Genomic DNA, 19,923 nt, shown 5'->3' with positions numbered 1-19,923 from the left:
TCAAACAGTAGAAACGAAAAAGCCCAGCATAAATGCTGGGCTTTCGAATCTGGAGCGACACACGAGGTTCGAACTCGTGACCTCAACCTTGGCAAGGTTGCGCTCTACCAACTGAGCTAGTGTCGCAGATTTTGAGATGGTGCCCCGGGCCGGACTTGAACCGGCACAACGCGAACGTCGAGGGATTTTAAATCCCTTGTGTCTACCAATTCCACCACCAGGGCACACAAATATTCTTTGTGATGCCTTTACAGAAAAGTAAAACACCATCTGATATCGCTAATCGCCATATCACTTTAATTTGGAGCGACACACGAGGTTCGAACTCGTGACCTCAACCTTGGCAAGGTTGCGCTCTACCAACTGAGCTAGTGTCGCATTTATTCTTGAAAGTCACTCACTCTCAAAAGAATAATGGAGGCGCCTCCCGGAGTCGAACCGAGGTCCACGGATTTGCAATCCGCTGCATAGCCACTCTGCCAAGGCGCCTCATCTGTGAAGAAAGTTTAACTTTTCTCACCACCCTTTCGAGCTGTGCTCTCTTGGGTACGGGATGCATTCTACGGATTCAAGCGATCGAGTCAACACTATTTTTATTTTTTTAAATCGTTTGACCAGAATTTGTGCGAAAGACGGTAAATTGATTAGTTTTAATACTGAGAATATCCGAAATACACTTGTTTATCATGAATATTGGGCTACTCCCCTTACCCATTCCAAGGCGTTATTCTTGATTTCAAGTGCTGATAATCAGCGGAACAGACTTGAATAAAGTATGGAGCAGTTAAAAGTAAGACTTAGATCACACTCCTATCGCCCTTTGAGAATTAGATATAAAAAAAGCAGGCTACGTGCCTGCTTCTTAAAATGCTATTTGCGTTTGATTGTTTTAGTGATGCTCTTCATTAAGCAAATCGTCTTTCGCCGCCGCTAAATACTGAACCATTGACCAGTAGGTCAGGAAAGTCGCAACATACAAAGCACCAAAACCAAGCCATACCATCCAATCATCGTAACGCCAGATCAGAACCCAGAGTGCGAACATTTGGGAGACCGTTTTTACTTTGCCAACCCAAGAAACTGCCACACTGGCTCGCTTACCGATTTCTGCCATCCACTCACGCAATGCAGAGATGATGATTTCGCGCGCTATCATGGTCACAGCGGGGATGGTCACCCAGATACTGTGATAATGCTCTGTGATCAAAATCAGGGCCGTTGCAACCAGTACTTTATCTGCCACAGGGTCAATGAAAGCACCAAAGCGAGACGTTTGGCCTAGCTTACGAGCCAGCATGCCGTCAAGCCAATCGGTAAAACCTGCAACCCAGAAAACCATTGCTGCTGCAAAAGGCGCCCAAGAGTAAGGTAGATAGAAAACAACCACAAAAACTGGGATTAAGAACAGTCTTAGTAGAGATAGAATGTTCGGGATATTCAAACGCATTTTATTATTCTCTTACACATTGCGGCTTAATGTTGCGGGATTTTCCTTATTGTTTCAATGCTTGGAAAATAATTTCTGCCAAAGAGTGACTAATTCCCGGTACTTTGGCGATTTCTTCGACACTTGCACGCTTCAATTCCTGCAAACCACCCATGTATTTGAGTAAGGCTTGACGACGTTTCGGTCCTACGCCTTCAATCCCCTCTAACGCACTGGTACGACGGGTTTTGCCACGTTTCGCTCTGTGCCCTGCAATTGCATGGTTATGACTCTCATCTCGGATGTGCTGAATCAAGTGCAATGCCGGCGCATCACTTGGCAAGTTAAATTCCTCACCATCTACGGTAATTAAAGTTTCAAGTCCCGGTTTCCGAGTAACGCCTTTGGCAATACCAATCATGATTGGACGCTTCGGCCAATCCCCCCAATATTGGGAAATAATCTCATGCGCTCGATTGAGTTGTCCTTTACCACCATCGATAAAGATAATGTCAGGAATCTTCTCTACATCTAGCTGCTTCGAATAACGGCGCTCTAAGGCTTGTCCCATTGCAGCGTAATCATCGCCGCCAGTAATGCCTGTGATGTTGTAACGACGATACTCTTGCTTAACTGGGCCTTCACTGTTGAACACCACACAAGAGGCAATAGTGCTCTCGCCCATCGTGTGCGAAATATCGAAACACTCCATGCGAGCGATGGTTTCCATACCCAAGACTTCTCTCAGTGCCTTGAAACGCTGATTGATCGTCATCTTGTGATTGATCTTAGTGGTAATCGCCGTCAACGCATTGGTATTGGATAACTTAAGGTAACGACCGCGCGACCCTGTCGGTGAGGTATGGAACTGAACCTTACGCCCCGCCACTTCACTCAAGGCTTGTTGAATCGGCTCAATGTCACCACCCAGCTCTTGATTCAGGATAATACGAGACGGAATGGTGCGTGCCTCGTTATGACTCAGGTAGTACTGAGTAAGGAAGCTATCAAACACTTCTTGTTGACTTGTATTTTGTGGAATCTTTGGGAAATGACTGCGACTGCCTAGCACCTTGCCCTGACGAATCATCAAGATGTGGATACAAGCTATGCCGTTCTCTTGGGCAAAACCAAGTACGTCCATATCGTCCATACTGTCTTCTGAAACGTACTGCTGTTCTTGTACGCGTCGAATCGCTTGGATCTGGTCACGGAACTTAGCGGCATCTTCAAAACGAAGTTGCTGGCTTGCCACTTCCATCTTCTCAATGAGCTGTTCAAGTACTTGCTTATCTTTGCCCTGCAAAAACAAACGCACAAAACCCACCAGCTCGGCGTACTCTTCATCAGAAATAATCGTGCTGACGCACGGGCCCGCACAGCGACCAATTTGGTACATCAAACAAGGGCGAGTACGGTTGGAATAAACCGTATCTTCACACTGACGAACAGGGAGTGTTTTCTGCAAAAGGTGCAAAGTTTCTCGTACCGCACCAGAATCCGGGTATGGTCCAAAGTACTCACCTTTGCGCTTTTTCGCACCACGATGCATAGACAATCGCGGATGTTTATGACCGCTAATGAAAATGTAAGGGTACGATTTGTCATCACGCAGAAGTACGTTGTATTTGGGCAAATATTGCTTGATGTAGTTGTGCTCGAGGATGAGCGCTTCCGTCTCGGTATGAGTTACCGTGACATCAATTTTCGCGATATTACTTACGAGAGCGCGGGTCTTCTCACTGTCGACTTTCTTGCGAAAGTAGCTTGAGAGGCGCTTTTTGAGATCTTTGGCTTTGCCTACATAAATGACAACAGCCTCGGCGTTGTACATTCTGTAAACGCCGGGCTGATGAGTTACTGTCTTGAGAAAGGAAGCCGAATCGAAGGGTTGATTCACACTAAAGGGTCTCGGTGTCCAGCATTCCGTGGCGGATCGCTAAGTGTGTTAACTCAACGTCACCATTGATGTCCAATTTGCTAAACAGACGGTAGCGGTAGCTGTTGACTGTTTTTGGACTTAAATTCAGTTGTTCAGAAATATCCGTTACTTTCTGCCCTTTAGTGATCATCATCATGATCTGCAGTTCGCGTTCAGAAAGGTCTTTAAATGGGTTTTCTGAGGCAGGTGAGAATTGACTCAATGCCATCTGCTGCGCAATCTCTGGCGAGATGTAACGCTGCCCACTGTTAACCACACGAATTGCGTTAACCATTTCATCAGGGCCTGCACCTTTGGTTAGGTAACCAGAAGCACCCGCCTGCATCACTTTAGTTGGGAACGGATTTTCCGTATGAACGGTTAATACGATGATTTTTACATCAGGATTCACGCGAAGAATCTTTTTAGTGGCTTCCAAGCCGCCAATTCCTGGCATGTTCATATCCATTAAAACGACGTCTGCATGATTACTGCGACACCATTTTACTGCTTCTTCACCGCTGTCAGCTTCTCCTGCTACGTTCATTCCACGGACGTCTTCAATAATACGTCGTATCCCTGTGCGAACCAGCTCGTGATCATCTACAAGGAAAACATTTATCAAACTTGTATCTCCACACTTTTATTGGCTCTGCACCCACATAACTTTATGTCAATGTGGATATCAGTATGAGTGCCTATATACTACCGCATTAGGCAAAAAATTGCTTTCTATGAATATGTGCTTAAACGCAAAGTTTGGCAAGAACTTATTCATAAACCACTCTATTATTTGAGTGTGTAGCGTGCAAAGCCGATTTTTAAGACAAGCTAATTAACAACATAAACTTCAATAAATCAAGCAACTAGATTTCACTTTGCTCAGCAAAACGCAATATCACCCATAAATGGTTATTCCATAAGCGAGATATCTCCGCTTTTGTACACCCTCAAGACACGCACTCGAACGGTGAAATTCAGCACCGGTCTTTTACTGGTTATTTTTACAGTTCTTAATGCTAGAATACGTGCTTCATTGATTTACAAGGTTTCTCTATTGAATATCCAACAAGGCTTCCTTCTCACTCGCCAAGCCCGAGACATCAAAGGTCAAACTCAGATTGAGCTTTGGCTTTCGACCGAGAATGGTCCAACCCAATTGTTGATTCAAGGAGAAAGGCCCGTCTTCTTTATTGAACAGGCGCACATCGAGCAAACCAAGCAACTTGCCAGCTCTAAACACATTACCGTCGACATTCGCGCGCTTGAGCTAAAGAACTTTCAACTAACACCTTTAGCTGCGTGTTACACGCAAACGACAAAAGACGCGTTCGCTCTACAAGATGAGCTTAAGCAACATGACATCGTTCATTTCGAAGGCGACGTGCGTCTTGCCGACCGCTATTTGATGGAACGTTTTATTAAAGGCAGCATGGAGTTTACCGGCAACCAGCAGCCACGAAACGGCTTCCAACGCATTCAAAATGCAAAGTGCCGTACAGGTGAATACCAGCCGAAGCTACACGTGGTGTCCTTAGATTTAGAATGTTCAGAAAAAGGCATTCTCTATTCGATTGGTTTAGACAGCCCTGTCGATTCACGGGTGATCATGATTGGTGAGCCGGAACCAGCAGAGACAGCAATTCAATGGGTGAAAGATGAAAAGGCACTACTCGATGCTTTGATCGCTTGGTTCAAGCAGTTCGACCCAGACGTCATTGTTGGCTGGAACGTGATCGACTTCGATTTCCGCCTGCTACACAAGCGCGCAGAGTGGCACAACATGAAGCTGATATTAGGTCGTGCAGACCAGCCAAGTTTCTTCCGCAGCTCCGCGCAAAGCCAACAGGGGTTCATCTCAATACCGGGGCGTGTGGTACTCGATGGTATCGATACGCTCAAAACCGCGACATACCATTTCCGATCTTGGTCACTTGAGTCGGTTTCACAAGAACTCCTTGGCGAAGGTAAAGAGATTCATAACGTTCATGATCGAATGGACGAAATCAATCGCATGTACCGTTCAGACAAGCCGTCTCTCGCTAAATACAACTTGCAAGACTGTGTGTTGGTCAACAAGATTTTTGACCACACTCACCTACTCGACTTCGCAATCGAACGCTCTCGCCTAACGGGTGTGGAACTGGATCGCGTCGGGGGCTCAGTAGCAGCTTTTACTAATTTGTATTTGCCGCAAATCCACCGAGCTGGCTATGTTGCGCCAAATCTGCATCCCGAAAACTGGATCGCCAGTCCAGGCGGCTATGTGATGGACTCGATCCCAAACCTTTACAACTCGGTATTGGTACTCGATTTTAAGAGCCTTTACCCTTCTATTATTCGCTCATTCTTGATCGATCCTATGGGTTTAGTCGAAGGCTTACAGCTTGAAATCGGCAAAGCAGACAATGAAGCCGTACCGGGATTTCGTGGTGGTCAGTTCCATCGTAGCAAACACTTTCTGCCAGAGATGATCGAAAAGCTCTGGGCAGCGCGCGATGTCGCAAAGAAGAACAACGAAAAAGCGTTCTCGCAAGCCATCAAAATCATCATGAACTCTTTTTATGGTGTGCTTGGTTCTTCTGGCTGTCGTTTCTTTGATACCCGCCTTGCTTCGAGCATCACTATGCGTGGCCACGAAATCATGAAACAAACCAAAGTTCTGATTGAGGACAAAGGTTATCAAGTGATCTATGGCGACACCGATTCAACCTTTGTGTCTTTAAATGGCGCGTACAGCCAAGCAGACGCCGATAAAATTGGCAATGAACTGGTCGACTACATCAACCAATGGTGGAGTGACCATCTGCGCAGTGAGTACAACCTCAACTCGATTCTTGAACTCGAATACGAAACCCATTATCGCAAGTTCCTGATGCCAACCATCCGTGGTGCGGAAACGGGCTCTAAGAAACGCTACGCAGGTTTGATTGGTGAAGGCGAACAAGAACGCATTATCTTCAAAGGATTAGAAAGTGCACGCACCGACTGGACACCACTGGCACAGCGATTCCAAAATACTTTGTACCAAATGATCTTCCACGGCGAAGATCCAAGTGATTACGTGCGAGAGATGGTCGAAAAAACCAATAATGGTGAGTTTGATGATCAGCTGGTATATCAAAAGCGTTTACGCCGCAAGCTACACGAATACCAAAAGAATATTCCACCACAAGTACGTGCTGCGCGCTTAGCCGATGACATCAACGCTAAATTAGGCAGACCACTGCAGTACCAAAACCGTGGTCGAATCGAGTACTTGATTACCGTAAACGGGCCAGAGCCACACGAATACCGCAATAGTCCGATCGACTACCAGCACTATGTTGATAAACAGTTGAAGCCAGTGGCCGATGCGATTTTGCCGTTTATTGGCACAGACTTCGAGCAGTTATCTGCGCCGCAGATGGGGCTGTTCTAAATCAAGCTCTTAACTGGTGAGGAACCAACGTAAGGTGACATTAGCCAATGCGAAATTCGGTCTTTTGGTACTGAGCCACCAACCACTCACCAAAACCGTCAATTAAACCAATCACAGAACGTTTTGGGATTGCGCGCCCAGAGAGCAGAATACCAAGGCGTTCTATCTCAAGCTGCTTTTCTGGGTGGTATCGTAGAAATTGCTCCCCACATTCAAGCGGGTCATCAAACCAACGTTTGTCTCGATACATGACAAGTGAGTACGACGCTCGAAGCAGTTTCTTAGCGATAGTCACTTGGGCACTGACCAGCTCTTCAATGCTTTGTGCTTGTACTATCTTAGTGCGATACACCGATAGCCAGTCTTCGACATCCATGTTCCAGTGTTTAGCAATCTCCCAACTTGGCACATAATCGCCAAAGCAATCCGCCAGATCATCACCATAAACACAGACACAGCAATGCTTAAGCATAAAGCCCCAAGTGAAGATACTATCGAGGTTGGCGACTTCATTAACCAGCGCAGTACGAATCGCTACCCCTTTTACCTGCGGGTGCCCTTGCTGTGCTCGCCATTTAATGGTGTTCAACAAAGTAGCGCGATTGTTTTCAAAGCTCGACTTAGTGACAACGACCATATCGAGATTCGATTTGCCCGCAACCGCCGACTTACGTGCCACACTCCCATAAACATAAACACTATGTAAGTTAGAACCAAGCCCACCTTTAAGGCATGCCAATACTTCTCTGAGCAGAGGTTCAAATTCTGGTTGGAAAGGATGTTTTGGATCGATAACAGGAAGAGACATTGAAGAAAACGCGATCTCAGGCTTTTAACGGACGATGGGCTATATGATCCACTAGCCTTGCATTTGAATCAAGCCAAATAACCCCCTTATTGAGGTGCAAATTACTGTGTGGAATTTTGGTGCCAGACAAGCAACTTAGCGCTATAATCACCAAGTTTTGCTTAATAAGTGTAAATAGGAAAATACAATGCCAAAGGCAAGTGAAATCAAAAAAGGCTTCGCAATCGAGTCTAATGGTAAAACTCTTCTAGTTAAAGACATCGAAGTAACGACTCCTGGCGGTCGTGGCGGCGCTAAAATCTACAAAATGCGTTGTACAGATCTAAACACTGGCGCACGTGTAGACGAGCGTTACAAGTCAGATGACGTTGTTGAAACAGTAGAAATGAACAAACGTGCAGTTGTGTACTCATACGCTGACGGCGATGAGCATATCTTCATGGATAACGAAGACTACTCACAATACACATTCAAGCACAACGAAGTTGAAGATGAGCTTTTGTTCATCAACGAAGACACTCAAGGTATTCACCTTATCCTAATCAACGGTTCTGCTGTTGGTATCGAGCTTCCTTCTTCTGTTGAGCTAGTGATCGAAGAAACTGACCCTTCAATCAAAGGGGCTTCTGCATCTGCACGTACTAAACCAGCACGCTTTGCTTCAGGTCTTGTAATCCAAGTTCCTGAGTACATCGCGACTGGTGACCGTGTAATCATCAACACGACTGAACGTAAATACATGAGCCGAGCATAAGTATGTCTGATTTGATTTCTTACGACGACGTTATCGACGCTGCGTACGACATCTTCCTTGAGATGGCTCCAGACAACCTAGAGCCAGCTGATGTCATTCTGTTTACTGCGCAATTTGAAGATCGTGGTGCCGCAGAACTTGTTGAAACTGGTGATGACTGGGTTGAACACGTTGGCTTCGATATCGACAAAGAAGTGTATGCAGAAGTTCGAATCGGCTTAGTAAACGAGGAAAATGACGTACTTGATGACGTTTTTGCTCGTATGCTAATCAGTCGAGACCCAGAACATAAGTTCTGTCATATGCTTTGGAAACGCGACTAACGCTTTCCCTATCATGATCAAAAACACCAGCCTCGCGCTGGTGTTTTTTTATGTCGATAAGTTACGTGTAATAAAAAGAGAAGAACACGATAACGCCAGAGAACAAAATGCTGGATAAGAAAAAGGCTTGCCGAGTGGGCAAGCCTTTCTGATTTTTTGCTATCGATTAACGATGCTTGTTACGTGCACCTTGGTCACCCGCAGTCTTCTTCGGCTTACGACGAGAAGGGTTGTTGCTGCGACCTTTCGGTGTATTTACGCGCTCTTCGTGACGCTTAACTGCGCGACGGATTTTTTGGCTACGAGCACGTTCACGCTTACGTGACGTGTTGTCTTTGTTCAGATCCAGCATGGTTTCTTTTTCTGGACGAAGTTCTACCAATTCACGTAGGTAGTTTACTTCTTTCAGATCAAGTTCCATCCAACCACCACGAGGCAGTTTCTTATCCAGATAGATGTCACCGTAACGAACACGTTTTAGGCGGCTAACCGTCGTGTCTTGAGATTCCCACAGACGACGAACTTCACGGTTACGACCTTCGTTGATAGCAACATAAAACGTGTGGTTCATACCTTCACCACCCGCATATACCACATCTTCGAAACGTGCCATGCCATCTTCAAGCTCAACACCACGAACCAAGTTTTTCACTTTTTGTTCAGTGACTTCGCCGAAAACACGAACAAGATATTCACGTTCAACCTGACGGCTTGGGTGCATTAGGCGGTTCGCCAGTTCACCATCTGTTGTAAACAGCAGTAGACCTGATGTGTTTGCATCAAGACGACCAACTGAAATCCAACGAGAACCACGGATCTTTGGCAGGCGATCGAAAACAGTGCGACGACCTTCAGGGTCGTGACGAGTACATAGTTCACCTTCTGGCTTGTAGTAAGCCAAAACACGACAGATCACTTCTTCTTGCGCCTTAGCAGACACAACGTGACCATCGATACGAACTACGCTGTTCTCATCTTCCAGTCTTTCACCAAGTTTAGCTACGATTCCGTTCACGCTAACGCGACCAGATTTAATTAACGATTCGATCTCACGACGAGAACCGTGTCCAGCACGTGCTAATACTTTTTGTAACTTTTCGCTCATTTATCTACCTATGTGTCGTCTTCACAGACGTCGAGACCAAGATTGGTCTTCATTGTGCAAGTTACCCAACCTGTTGGGATTTTTCGGTCGGTCATTATACGGGATTCTCTACTTTAATGTAAGCGAAATCGTCCATATTGTCGCAGCAAAATAACGCCCAAAAACTCACACTTAACTCATCACCCTCTCCCACTTAGTACCAGACACTCCCCAAATAGAACCGCACTATTATGGGTCGGAGCGAGCCTCTAAAACGCTGGCCTACCTGATAAAATTGTCAGGGTTATAAGAAAGATAACCCTACAGCTTGCTAGCTCCCTTAAACAGATGAAAAAGGAATAATAAATGTCTCATACAAATCTTGACCTAAATTGGATATTTGGCACCTCCGAAGATGACAACATGACAGGTACAAAAGGCTCCGATACAAGCGATGTTTTTATCGGCTTTGGCGGCGACGATAAGTTTGTTGGCTTTGGTGGTGATGATTACGTCTTCGGTGGCTGGGGTGACGACACTCTACTCGGTGGTAGAGGTAACGACCTACTTGCCGGTGGTTCTGGCAATGACTATTTGTCGGGTGGTTTAGGTAATGACTCTCTATTTGGTGGTTGTGGCGACGACATAATTTTCGATTACTCTGGCAATAACTTCATCAACGCAGGTTGGGGTAACGATACTGTCGTGGTTGGCGATGGCAACTCTGTTATAGCAGGCGGCTGTGGCTCTGACACGTTTGTTATGACAAACCGTCTTGCTGTTGGCGTTCCGGACCAACCGGTGTCATCAAACGACATCGAAGTGAAAGCAGAGATACTCGACTTCAACATTTGTCACGATAAGTTGGTGTTTGATATGGGCCTTGATACGAACGATGACGGCATTCGCGATACCTTCTTAGACTCAGCAGATGACCTAACGCTGTCTTACAACGACTTTGGATGGGCGGTATTCTCCAGCGATGAGTTTAATGTAGAAGTGACCCTGAAAGGGATCGATGCTGGCTACATGAACTACATTGAGCACTACAATATCGACATCTTTGACTTCGCATAACACGCGAATATAAAAACCTACACATTGATTCAAAAGACAAAGGGAGGCGCATTAGCCTCCCTTTCTTATTTCATCAAGAGTAAACCGAGTTACTCAAATGGCGCTGGATCACCAGAGCCAATACGCGCAACGACGGATTCACCTTCACTGAAGTCAATAACCGTGGTTGGCTGCTCGCCTAGGTAACCGCCGTTAAGAATCACGTCTACGGCATGCTCTAGTTTGTCACGGATATCCTCTGGGTCTGATTCCGTCACATCACTGCCCGGTAGAATAAGCGACGTAGACATCATTGGCTCGCCAAGCGCTTCTAGTAGGTCCAGCGCAATGCGATTATCAGGAACACGGATACCGATGGTCTTACGTTTTGCGTTCATCAAACGACGCGGCACTTCTTTTGTGCCCTTGAAGATGAAGGTGTAAGGACCCGGAGTATTGTTTTTCAGTAGTCGGAATGCAGAGTTATCCACTCGTGCATACAGAGAAAGCTCCGACAAATCACGACACAACAAAGTAAAGTTGTGTTTATCATCCAGACGACGGATCTGACAGATTCGTTCCAACGCCTGTTTGTTCTCCAATTGACAGCCTAGTGCGTAACCTGAATCGGTTGGGTACACCACCACACCGCCGTTACGAATGATTGCTACTGCTTGATTGATCAAGCGAGCCTGTGGGTTTTCTGGATGAACGTAAAAAAACTGGCTCATTGTAATTCCTCATTATCGAACCTCTCGGCTCTATATTTTTATGGGTTCTCGACTTGGTCTTGTTGAGCATTATTCAACGAAGGATCAATACCCCAATCTTTCCAAACTGGTTCTACGCCCGCGGGTAACCAGAGGTTTCTTCCCAATTCCATCCACGGTGATGGATAGTGAAAGTCGCTGCCTTGAGAAGCTAATAGTTTGTATTGTATAGCATAATCCGCCAAGTTGCGTCTTTCTTGTTGCGCTTGTTGAGGTTGCGCAACTTCCATGGCATCCCCACCCGCTTCAACAAATGCCGCTAACAGGCGTTTTACCCACTTGGCAGTGAGCTGATAACGCCCCGGATGCGCTAGCACTGCTTGGCCACCAGCGGCATGGATAGCGTCTACCGCCTCTTTCATGGAGCACCAATTCGGCGGTACATAACCAGGGTTAGAGCGCGTCAGGAATTTCTTAAACACCATCTGCATGTTTTTAGCGTAACCATTGTCCACCAACCACTTTGCGAAATGCGCGCGAGTAATTGGCGCATCTCCTGCAATTTGCTGAACTTCTTCTAGTACACCTTCACGGGTGGCTTTCTGCAAGCGCTCGGCGATCAATGCTGCGCGCTCAACACGATGCGATTTTTGCTGTTGAATTAACTCCGCCAGCGCAGAGCTGTTAGGGTCAATGTTCAAACCTACAATATGGATGTCTTTGTTCTGCCAAACGGTCGAAATCTCGATACCGTTGATGATTTTGATCGGGAGATTGTTCTCTTCAACGTATTGCTTGGCCGGAGCTAAGCCGTCAACCGTATCATGATCTGTGATCGCCAAAACCTCGATATCAAAACTCAGTGCCCTGTCCACTAAATCATGTGGTGCAAATCGACCATCTGAAGCGGTGGTGTGGCTGTGTAAATCAATTCTCATCTTTTTGTCGTTTTAATGCTGTTTTGGGGTTGACTTTTCATCTCTGCACTAGTTAACTAGTACACAAATACGAAGTACCTAATTAAGGCTCACCATGTTACAAGAATTTAACCAAAACCAGAAAGCGAAAGTTGCGGTTCGTCTGAATAAGATGAATTCTGCAGACCTTGCTTGGTGGCGCACTTGGACAAGTTCTTGGTGGGCAAACGTGTACTTCTAGTTTAGAGAATTAAATGTCACAAAGCCCGCTACCTCAGCGGGCTTTTTGTTTTGTCGTCCATCTCACATTCAACTGCTTAAACATTCATCGGATCTGACCAAAACTTGATTGGGTGAACGTTTGCTTTATGCGACTATGTACGGCAGGAAGATGTAAACAGTTATAAGGAGGTCTTGTGAACAAGGCCATTGAAATTAAGAAACTTGGACAGCTTGAAGTGCTAACGGCTTCCGTCCCTTATACTCAAGACCCGACTCGCTTGTTCCACACGTTATGTGAGAACAAAACTGACAGCCTATTGCTGGAATCTGCTGAGATCGACTCAAAGCAAGATTTAAAATCCCTGCTAATTGTCGATTCTGCGGTGCGCATCGTTTGTTTCGGTCACACAGTTAGCATGCAGGCATTGACCAACAATGGTAAGAACCTGCTTTCTCATTTAAACCAAAACATTCGTGGTGAGGTTAAGAGTGAGTTCGTTGGCGAAACGCTGACTTTGGAGTTCACCCAGCCTTGCGACACACTAGATGAAGATTCTCGCCTACGTGAAGCCTCTTCATTTGATGCGCTGCGTTTGGTGCAACACAGCTTCGATATTTCAGAGCAAGATAAGCACGCGATTTTCCTTGGTGGTCTGTTTGCCTACGACTTGGTCGCTAACTTCGAACCACTGGGCAATGCAGAAGCAACCAACCAATGCCCAGATTACGTTTTCTATGTAGCGGAAACGCTGTTGGTTGTGGATCATCAAACCGAATCTTGCCAACTGCAAGCGACTTTGTTTGTCGACGAATCAGAGAAAACAACGCTAGAAACTCGCATCGAAGAAATCAGCGCTCAATGCGCAGCACCAAAACTGCTGCCAAGTGCAGAGCAAATCGCCGACGTCACGGTTGAACCTAGCGTATCTGATTCCGACTTCTGCCAAATCGTTCGCGACTTAAAAGAGTTCGTAGTGAAAGGCGATGTGTTCCAAGTCGTGCCGTCTCGCCGATTTACACTCCCTTGCCCTTCTCCATTAGCAGCCTACAAAGAACTCAAACAAAGTAACCCGAGCCCTTACATGTTCTACATGCAAGACGAGCTGTTTACTTTGTTTGGCGCATCACCAGAAAGCGCGCTTAAGTACGAAACCGACACTAACCAAATTGAAATCTACCCAATCGCAGGCACTCGCCGCCGCGGTAAGCGCCCTAACGGCGAGATCGATTTTGACCTAGATAGCCGCATCGAACTTGAACTGCGTACCGACATGAAAGAAAACGCAGAACACATGATGTTGGTTGACTTGGCACGTAACGACGTCGCTCGTATTGCTCAAGCTGGTACTCGCCACGTAGCAGACCTACTAAAAGTCGACCGCTACAGCCACGTAATGCACTTGGTATCTCGTGTGGTTGGTCAACTGCGTGAAGACCTAGACGCGCTGCACGCATACCAAGCTTGTATGAACATGGGCACGCTCACTGGTGCACCAAAGATTCGTGCGATGCAGTTGATTCGCGATGTGGAAGGCGCACGACGCGGTAGCTACGGCGGTGCTGTGGGTTACCTTACTGGTGAAGGCACACTCGACACATGTATCGTCATTCGCTCAGCTTACGTTGAGAACGGCATTGCTCAAGTTCAAGCCGGTGCAGGCGTGGTGTTCGACTCTGATCCGCAAGCGGAAGCAGACGAAACGCGCGGGAAAGCACAAGCGGTAATCTCTGCTATCCAAGCAGCGCATAAATCACAATAAGGAATAGGGTTCAGAGATGGCTAATATCATTTTTATCGATAACTTTGACTCATTCACCTACAACCTTGTGGATCAGTTCCGCTCGCTAGGTCACTCAGTCAAGATTTACCGAAACAACATCCCAGCAGAAACCATCGAACAAGCGGTAAACGAGCTTGAAAACCCAGTGGTTCTGCTATCGCCAGGCCCTGGTGCTCCTTCAGAAGCAGGCTCAATGCCAGAGCTGCTCCAACGCATGAAAGGCAAAGTGCCGATGATCGGCATTTGTCTTGGTCACCAAGCGATTGTTGAAGCGTACGGCGGCACCGTTGCTGGCGCGGGCGAAATCATTCACGGTAAGGTCTCCATGATGGAGCACCAAAACCATGCGATTTACCAAAACCTACCATCACCACTTGCAATTGCACGTTACCACTCGCTGGTTGCGACCAAGGTTCCTGAGAGCCTAACCATCACAGCAGAAGTAGATGATTTGGTGATGTCTGTTGTACATGAAGAAGATAAAGTTTGCGGGTTCCAGTTCCACCCGGAATCTATTATGACGACCTACGGAGCAACACTGTTGGCCAATGCCATTGAATGGGCACTTGAAGAACAAACTTCAGCGAACCCACTCACTGCTTAAAAAGCACTGGCACATAAGAAATTTAGGAGAGGAAATATGGAAGCAATCATCAACCCTATTATTACCAAACTGTACGAGCAAGAATCGCTTACTCAGGAAGAGAGCCAACAGCTATTCGACATCATTATCCGTGGTGAATTAGACCCAATTTTGATGGCATCAGCGCTGACTGCACTAAAAATCAAAGGCGAAACGCCAGATGAAATTGCGGGCGCTGCGAAAGCACTGCTGGCAAACGCAAACCCATTCCCTCGCCCAGATTACGATTTCGCAGATATCGTAGGTACTGGTGGTGACGGTCACAACACCATCAACATTTCAACCACTGCGGCGTTTGTTGCTGCAGCATGTGGTCTAAAAGTAGCGAAACACGGTAACCGCAGCGTTTCGAGTAAATCTGGTTCTTCTGACCTTCTTGACTCGTTTGGTATCAACCTAGCTATGAGCGCAGAAGATACGCGCAAAGCGGTAGACGACATCGGTGTTGCTTTCCTATTTGCACCTCAATACCACGGTGGTGTGCGCCATGCGATGCCAGTGCGTCAAACCATGAAAACACGCACCATCTTTAACATCCTTGGCCCACTGATTAACCCTGCTCGTCCAAACATCGAATTGATGGGCGTTTACAGTGAAGAACTGGTTCGTCCTATCGCAGAAACCATGCTACAAATGGGTATGAAGCGCGCAGCAGTAGTACACGGCAGTGGCTTGGATGAAGTGGCGATTCACGGTGAAACAACCGTTGCCGAAATCAAAGACGGTAAAATCACTGAGTACACGCTAACACCAGCAGACTTCGGTCTAGAAGCACACCCACTAGAAGCGATCAAAGGTGGCGATCCTGAAGAAAACAAAGCGATCATTACCAATATCCTGACGGGTAAAGGTACAGACGCACAATTGGGCGCAGTGGCAGTAAACGTTGCTCTGCTAATGCGTCTATTCGGCCACGAAGATTTAAAAGCCAACACGCAACAAGCGATTGAGGCAATGAATTCTGGTAAGGCGTACCAATTGGTACAACAACTTGCCGCACACGCTTAAGGAATTGAAGAAGATGACTGACTTCAACACTCAGCAAGCTGACAACCTGTCTGAACACGTTTCTAAGAAAGAAGCAGAAATGGCAGAAGTACTGGCGAAAATTGTCCGCGACAAATATCAGTGGGTAGCAGACCGTAAGGAGTCTCAACCGCTAAGCACATTTCAGTCTGATTTGCAGCCAGCGGACCGCAGCTTCTACGATGCACTGAGTGGCGAAAAGACGGCATTCATCACCGAATGTAAGAAGGCATCTCCTTCTAAAGGTCTGATTCGTGATCACTTCAACTTGGATTACATTGCATCGGTTTACAACAACTACGCAGATGCAATTTCAGTCCTAACAGACGAAAAGTACTTCCAAGGTAACTTTGACTTTCTTCCTCAAGTACGTGGTCAAGTCAAACAACCGGTTCTGTGCAAAGACTTCATGATAGACACCTACCAAGTTTACCTGGCGCGTCATTACAGTGCTGATGCTGTCTTGCTAATGCTGTCTGTCCTCAATGACGAAGAATACAAAGCCCTAGAAGAAGCAGCACACAGCCTGAACATGGGTATCCTGACCGAAGTCAGCAACGAAGAAGAGCTTCACCGTGCCGTTGAGCTAGGCGCTCGCGTTATCGGCATCAATAACCGTAACCTTCGCGACCTAAGCACCGATTTGAATCGTACTAAAGAATTGGCACCGACAATTCGCGAATTAGCACCAAACGCTACCGTGATTTCAGAGTCTGGCATTTATACGCATCAACAAGTTCGTGATTTAGCGGAATACGCAGACGGATTCTTGATTGGTAGCTCGCTGATGGCAGAAGACAACCTTGAACTGGCAGTACGCAAAGTGACGCTGGGCGAAAACAAAGTCTGTGGTCTCACTCATCCAGATGATGCAGCGAAAGCATATCAAGCTGGTGCGGTATTTGGTGGCCTGATTTTCGTTGAGAAGTCGAAGCGCGCCGTTGATCTTGAAGGCGCTCGCTTAACCATGAGCGGTGCCCCACTGAACTACGTAGGCGTGTTCCAAAACCACGATATCGATTTTGTTGCTTCTGTCGTGACCTCTTTGGGTTTGAAAGCGGTGCAGTTGCACGGCCAAGAAGACCAAGCTTACGTTAACCAGCTAAAAGCAGAGTTGCCAGCATGTGTTGAAATCTGGAAAGCTTACGGCGTGACTGATGCCAAGCCAGAACTACTTGCAGAAAACATTGACCGCCATTTATTAGATGCGCAAGTTGGCACTCAAACTGGCGGAACTGGTCAAGTGTTCGACTGGTCACTGATCGGCGACCCAAGTCAAATTATGCTAGCAGGCGGACTGTCGCCAGAAAATGCTCAACAAGCAGCGACACTAGGTTGCTTGGGATTAGATTTAAACTCTGGTGTAGAAAGCGCACCAGGCAAAAAAGATTCACAGAAGTTGCTCGCGGCCTTCACCGCCATTCGCAACTACTAAAGCTGGATATCAGCTAAAAAATTTAAAGCTATTCGTAGCGAAAAATACGAGAAGGAATATAACGATGGCAAAACTGAATGCCTACTTTGGCGAATACGGCGGTCAGTACGTTCCGCAAATTCTAGTTCCTGCATTGGAGCAACTAGAGCAAGCGTTTATCGACGCGCAAGGAGATCCAGAATTCCGCAGTGAGTTCATGACCCTTCTGCAAGAGTATGCGGGCCGCCCAACGGCTTTAACTCTAACTCGTAACCTAACTAAAGGTACGAAAACCAAACTGTACCTAAAACGTGAAGACCTACTTCACGGCGGCGCGCACAAGACCAACCAAGTGTTGGGTCAAGCGCTACTTGCGAAACGCATGGGCAAAAACGAAATCATCGCTGAAACTGGCGCAGGTCAACACGGTGTGGCAACCGCACTAGCATGTGCACTGCTTGGTCTTAAGTGTCGCGTTTACATGGGTGCAAAAGACGTTGAGCGTCAAAGCCCGAACGTATTCCGTATGAAACTCATGGGTGCAGAAGTTATTCCGGTCCACTCTGGTTCAGCAACACTTAAAGACGCATGTAACGAAGCACTGCGCGACTGGTCTGCAACTTATGAAGACGCGCACTACCTATTAGGTACAGCGGCTGGTCCTCACCCATTCCCAACCATCGTGCGCGATTTCCAACGCATGATTGGTGAAGAAACAAAGAATCAGATTTTGGCACGTGAAGGTCGTCTTCCTGACGCAGTTATCGCGTGTGTGGGCGGTGGTTCAAACGCTATCGGTATGTTTGCTGACTTCATCGAAGAAGAAAGCGTTCGCCTAATTGGTGTTGAGCCAGCAGGTAAGGGTATCGATACCGACCAACACGGCGCACCACTTAAACACGGTAAAACGGGTATCTTCTTTGGTATGAAAGCGCCATTGATGCAAGATCCAAACGGTCAGGTTGAAGAATCATACTCTGTTTCTGCAGGTCTTGATTTCCCTTCAGTTGGTCCACAGCACGCACATCTGAACGCAATCGGCCGCGCTGAATACGACAACGTAACGGACGATGAAGCGCTGGAAGCATTCCAAGAAATTGCGCGTCACGAAGGCATCATCCCAGCTCTAGAGTCCTCTCACGCTGTGGCACATGCACTGCGTATGGCTCGTGAGAATCCAGAAAAAGAACAATTGTTAGTTGTGAACCTATCAGGTCGTGGTGATAAAGATATCTTCACTGTACATGCCATCCTAGAAGAAAAAGGAGCGATCTAATGAGCCGTTATGCAAAGATGTTTAAGCGCCTAAACGAGAAAAACCAAGGCGCGTTTGTACCGTTCGTAACGGTGTGCGATCCAAACGCAGAGCAGTCTTACAAGATCATGGAAACATTAGTTGAGTCAGGCGCTGATGCTCTAGAACTCGGTATTCCATTCTCAGATCCTCTTGCGGATGGCCCGACTATCCAAGGTGCGAACATTCGTGCTCTAGATTCAGGCGCAACACCGGATATCTGTTTCGAGCAGATTGGTAAGATCCGAGCGAAGTACCCAGAGCTACCTATTGGTCTTCTGATGTACGCGAACCTTGTGTACTCACGTGGTATCGAAAACTTCTACGAGCGTTGTGCAAAAGCGGGCATCGATTCTGTTTTGATTGCAGATGTACCAACCAACGAGAGCTCAGAATTTGTTGCAGCAGCAGAGAAGTTTGGAATTCACCCAATCTTCATTGCCCCACCAACGGCAAGTGATGAAACGCTGAAGCACGTATCCGAACTCGGTGGCGGCTACACTTACCTACTTTCTCGTGCAGGTGTTACTGGCGCTGAGACCAAGGCAAACATGCCTGTTGACCACATGCTAGATAAACTGAATCAATTCAATGCACCACCAGCGCTGCTTGGTTTTGGTATTTCAGAGCCTGCACAAGTAAAACAAGCTCTAGAATCTGGTGCCGCTGGTGCGATTTCTGGTTCTGCCGTGGTAAAAATTATCGAAGCGAAGGTCGAGCAACCACAAATCATGCTCGATAAGCTAGGTGAATTCGTTTCTGCAATGAAAGCTGCAACACAAAAATAACGTATCACTAATTTGATAAATATGAGATCGATTCCTTATTAACCATCAGGAATTGATCTTTTTTTTAACATTCCCGTCTAAAAACCTCCCTCTCTTGCCATCTATTTTTCAAACGCCAGACAACCAAAATATCACCACAATCGATAGCAATCGTTTGCTATCGATTAAAAAACTATCAGTAGTCAATGAATTTCCAATTAGACGGTAAGTATGTACAGAAATTGTATTGCTAATTGTGAATGATAAGTGTAAAAAGCAAGGCGAAACAATTATCCAAATAACAACTTTATATTGGTGGGTAATTTTAGGATTTTACACATTATTAGCACAGAGGT

At 46.5% G+C, this 19,923-nt stretch carries 18 protein-coding genes, 4 tRNA genes and 1 other annotated feature; of the genes, 11 read left to right on the top strand and 11 right to left on the bottom strand.

The annotated features are described in order from the left end of the window. Nucleotides 1–50 precede the first annotated feature (50 nt). From GXP65_RS10130 to uvrY, 7 genes are all read right to left on the bottom strand, one after another. Nucleotides 51–126 (bottom strand) — tRNA-Gly (locus GXP65_RS10130). Nucleotides 127–137: 11 nt separating this feature from the next. Continuing rightward, nucleotides 138–224 (bottom strand) — tRNA-Leu (locus GXP65_RS10125). Nucleotides 225–302: 78 nt separating this feature from the next. Then, nucleotides 303–378: transfer RNA gene (locus tag GXP65_RS10120), tRNA-Gly, on the bottom strand. 37 nt (nt 379–415) lie between these two features. Beyond that, nucleotides 416–489: transfer RNA gene (locus tag GXP65_RS10115), tRNA-Cys, on the bottom strand. Nucleotides 490–889: 400 nt separating this feature from the next. Beyond that, nucleotides 890–1,447: a CDP-diacylglycerol--glycerol-3-phosphate 3-phosphatidyltransferase gene (gene pgsA, locus GXP65_RS10110; protein WP_005530466.1), complete on the bottom strand. Its 558-nt coding sequence runs from the start codon at nt 1,445–1,447 to the stop codon at nt 890–892. Nucleotides 1,448–1,493: 46 nt separating this feature from the next. Continuing rightward, nucleotides 1,494–3,326 carry an excinuclease ABC subunit UvrC gene (gene uvrC, locus GXP65_RS10105; RefSeq protein ID WP_080766747.1) on the bottom strand — a complete coding sequence of 611 codons (1,833 nt, stop codon included), beginning with the start codon at nt 3,324–3,326 and terminating at the stop codon, nt 1,494–1,496. A gap of 1 nt (nt 3,327) precedes the next feature. Then, nucleotides 3,328–3,972 (bottom strand): UvrY/SirA/GacA family response regulator transcription factor, encoded by a 645-nt coding sequence (gene uvrY, locus GXP65_RS10100; protein WP_005434947.1) that lies wholly within the window; start codon nt 3,970–3,972, stop codon nt 3,328–3,330. 432 nt (nt 3,973–4,404) lie between these two features. Here uvrY and GXP65_RS10095 point away from each other — a divergent pair, with 432 nt between their 5' ends. Continuing rightward, on the top strand, nt 4,405–6,768 hold the full coding sequence (locus GXP65_RS10095) for a DNA polymerase II (RefSeq protein ID WP_162092715.1): 2,364 nt from the start codon (nt 4,405–4,407) through the stop codon (nt 6,766–6,768). A 40-nt stretch (nt 6,769–6,808) separates the two neighbouring features. Here GXP65_RS10095 and GXP65_RS10090 read toward each other — a convergent pair whose 3' ends face one another. Continuing rightward, entirely contained in the window at nt 6,809–7,576 is a 768-nt protein-coding gene (locus tag GXP65_RS10090) for a nucleotidyltransferase domain-containing protein (RefSeq protein WP_162092714.1), read from the bottom strand. Between the two features lie 187 nt (nt 7,577–7,763). Here GXP65_RS10090 and yeiP point away from each other — a divergent pair, with 187 nt between their 5' ends. Both yeiP and GXP65_RS10080 read left to right on the top strand, forming a co-directional pair. Further along, complete coding sequence (yeiP, locus tag GXP65_RS10085; RefSeq protein ID WP_005431209.1) at nt 7,764–8,330, top strand: elongation factor P-like protein YeiP; 567 nt, start codon at nt 7,764–7,766, stop codon at nt 8,328–8,330. A 2-nt stretch (nt 8,331–8,332) separates the two neighbouring features. Beyond that, entirely contained in the window at nt 8,333–8,653 is a 321-nt protein-coding gene (locus tag GXP65_RS10080; RefSeq protein WP_005431208.1) for an HI1450 family dsDNA-mimic protein, read from the top strand. A 166-nt stretch (nt 8,654–8,819) separates the two neighbouring features. Here the strand turns inward: GXP65_RS10080 and rluB are convergent, their stop codons facing one another. Then, nucleotides 8,820–9,758, bottom strand: a complete 939-nt coding sequence (gene rluB / locus GXP65_RS10075) for a 23S rRNA pseudouridine(2605) synthase RluB (RefSeq protein WP_005431207.1) — start codon at nt 9,756–9,758, stop codon at nt 8,820–8,822. 345 nt (nt 9,759–10,103) lie between these two features. On the opposite strand from rluB, the gene GXP65_RS10070 reads away from it, so the two are divergent. Next, nucleotides 10,104–10,814, top strand: a complete 711-nt coding sequence (locus GXP65_RS10070; RefSeq protein WP_045369231.1) for a calcium-binding protein — start codon at nt 10,104–10,106, stop codon at nt 10,812–10,814. Between the two features lie 89 nt (nt 10,815–10,903). Here GXP65_RS10070 and GXP65_RS10065 read toward each other — a convergent pair whose 3' ends face one another. Next, nucleotides 10,904–11,524, bottom strand: coding sequence for an L-threonylcarbamoyladenylate synthase (locus GXP65_RS10065; protein WP_005431206.1), 621 nt, complete (start codon nt 11,522–11,524; stop codon nt 10,904–10,906). 38 nt (nt 11,525–11,562) lie between these two features. Then, complete coding sequence (locus GXP65_RS10060) at nt 11,563–12,441, bottom strand: PHP domain-containing protein (protein WP_045421459.1); 879 nt, start codon at nt 12,439–12,441, stop codon at nt 11,563–11,565. Between the two features lie 94 nt (nt 12,442–12,535). Between GXP65_RS10060 and GXP65_RS10055 the strand changes: the two genes are divergently transcribed. The 7 genes from GXP65_RS10055 (at nt 12,536) to trpA (ending at nt 19,588) form a co-directional block, all read left to right on the top strand. Further along, complete coding sequence (locus GXP65_RS10055) at nt 12,536–12,661, top strand: tryptophan operon leader peptide (protein WP_005431202.1); 126 nt, start codon at nt 12,536–12,538, stop codon at nt 12,659–12,661. Then, nucleotides 12,608–12,711: a sequence feature (Trp leader region), on the top strand. It overlaps the preceding gene by 54 nt. A 125-nt stretch (nt 12,712–12,836) precedes the next feature. Further along, complete coding sequence (locus tag GXP65_RS10050; RefSeq protein WP_045458186.1) at nt 12,837–14,402, top strand: anthranilate synthase component 1; 1,566 nt, start codon at nt 12,837–12,839, stop codon at nt 14,400–14,402. A gap of 16 nt (nt 14,403–14,418) precedes the next feature. Next, entirely contained in the window at nt 14,419–15,027 is a 609-nt protein-coding gene (locus GXP65_RS10045; protein ID WP_162092713.1) for an aminodeoxychorismate/anthranilate synthase component II, read from the top strand. 36 nt (nt 15,028–15,063) lie between these two features. Then, a complete protein-coding gene (trpD, locus tag GXP65_RS10040) occupies nt 15,064–16,074 on the top strand; it encodes an anthranilate phosphoribosyltransferase (RefSeq protein WP_009700797.1) in 1,011 nt (336 codons plus the stop codon). Between the two features lie 13 nt (nt 16,075–16,087). Further along, nucleotides 16,088–17,527 carry a bifunctional indole-3-glycerol-phosphate synthase TrpC/phosphoribosylanthranilate isomerase TrpF gene (gene trpCF, locus GXP65_RS10035; RefSeq protein WP_162092712.1) on the top strand — a complete coding sequence of 480 codons (1,440 nt, stop codon included), beginning with the start codon at nt 16,088–16,090 and terminating at the stop codon, nt 17,525–17,527. 64 nt (nt 17,528–17,591) lie between these two features. Further along, nucleotides 17,592–18,782, top strand: coding sequence for a tryptophan synthase subunit beta (trpB, locus tag GXP65_RS10030; protein ID WP_162092711.1), 1,191 nt, complete (start codon nt 17,592–17,594; stop codon nt 18,780–18,782). Then, on the top strand, nt 18,782–19,588 hold the full coding sequence (gene trpA, locus GXP65_RS10025) for a tryptophan synthase subunit alpha (protein WP_162092710.1): 807 nt from the start codon (nt 18,782–18,784) through the stop codon (nt 19,586–19,588). Before trpB ends, trpA begins: the two co-directional genes overlap by 1 nt. Nucleotides 19,589–19,923: the final 335 nt, after the last annotated feature.

The sequence above is a fragment of the Vibrio sp. LB10LO1 genome (genome assembly GCF_010092875.1).
GTDB lineage: Bacteria > Pseudomonadota > Gammaproteobacteria > Enterobacterales > Vibrionaceae > Vibrio > Vibrio campbellii.
Note: the sequence above shows the minus strand (reverse complement) of the source record. Positions and strands in the feature narration are given on the sequence as shown.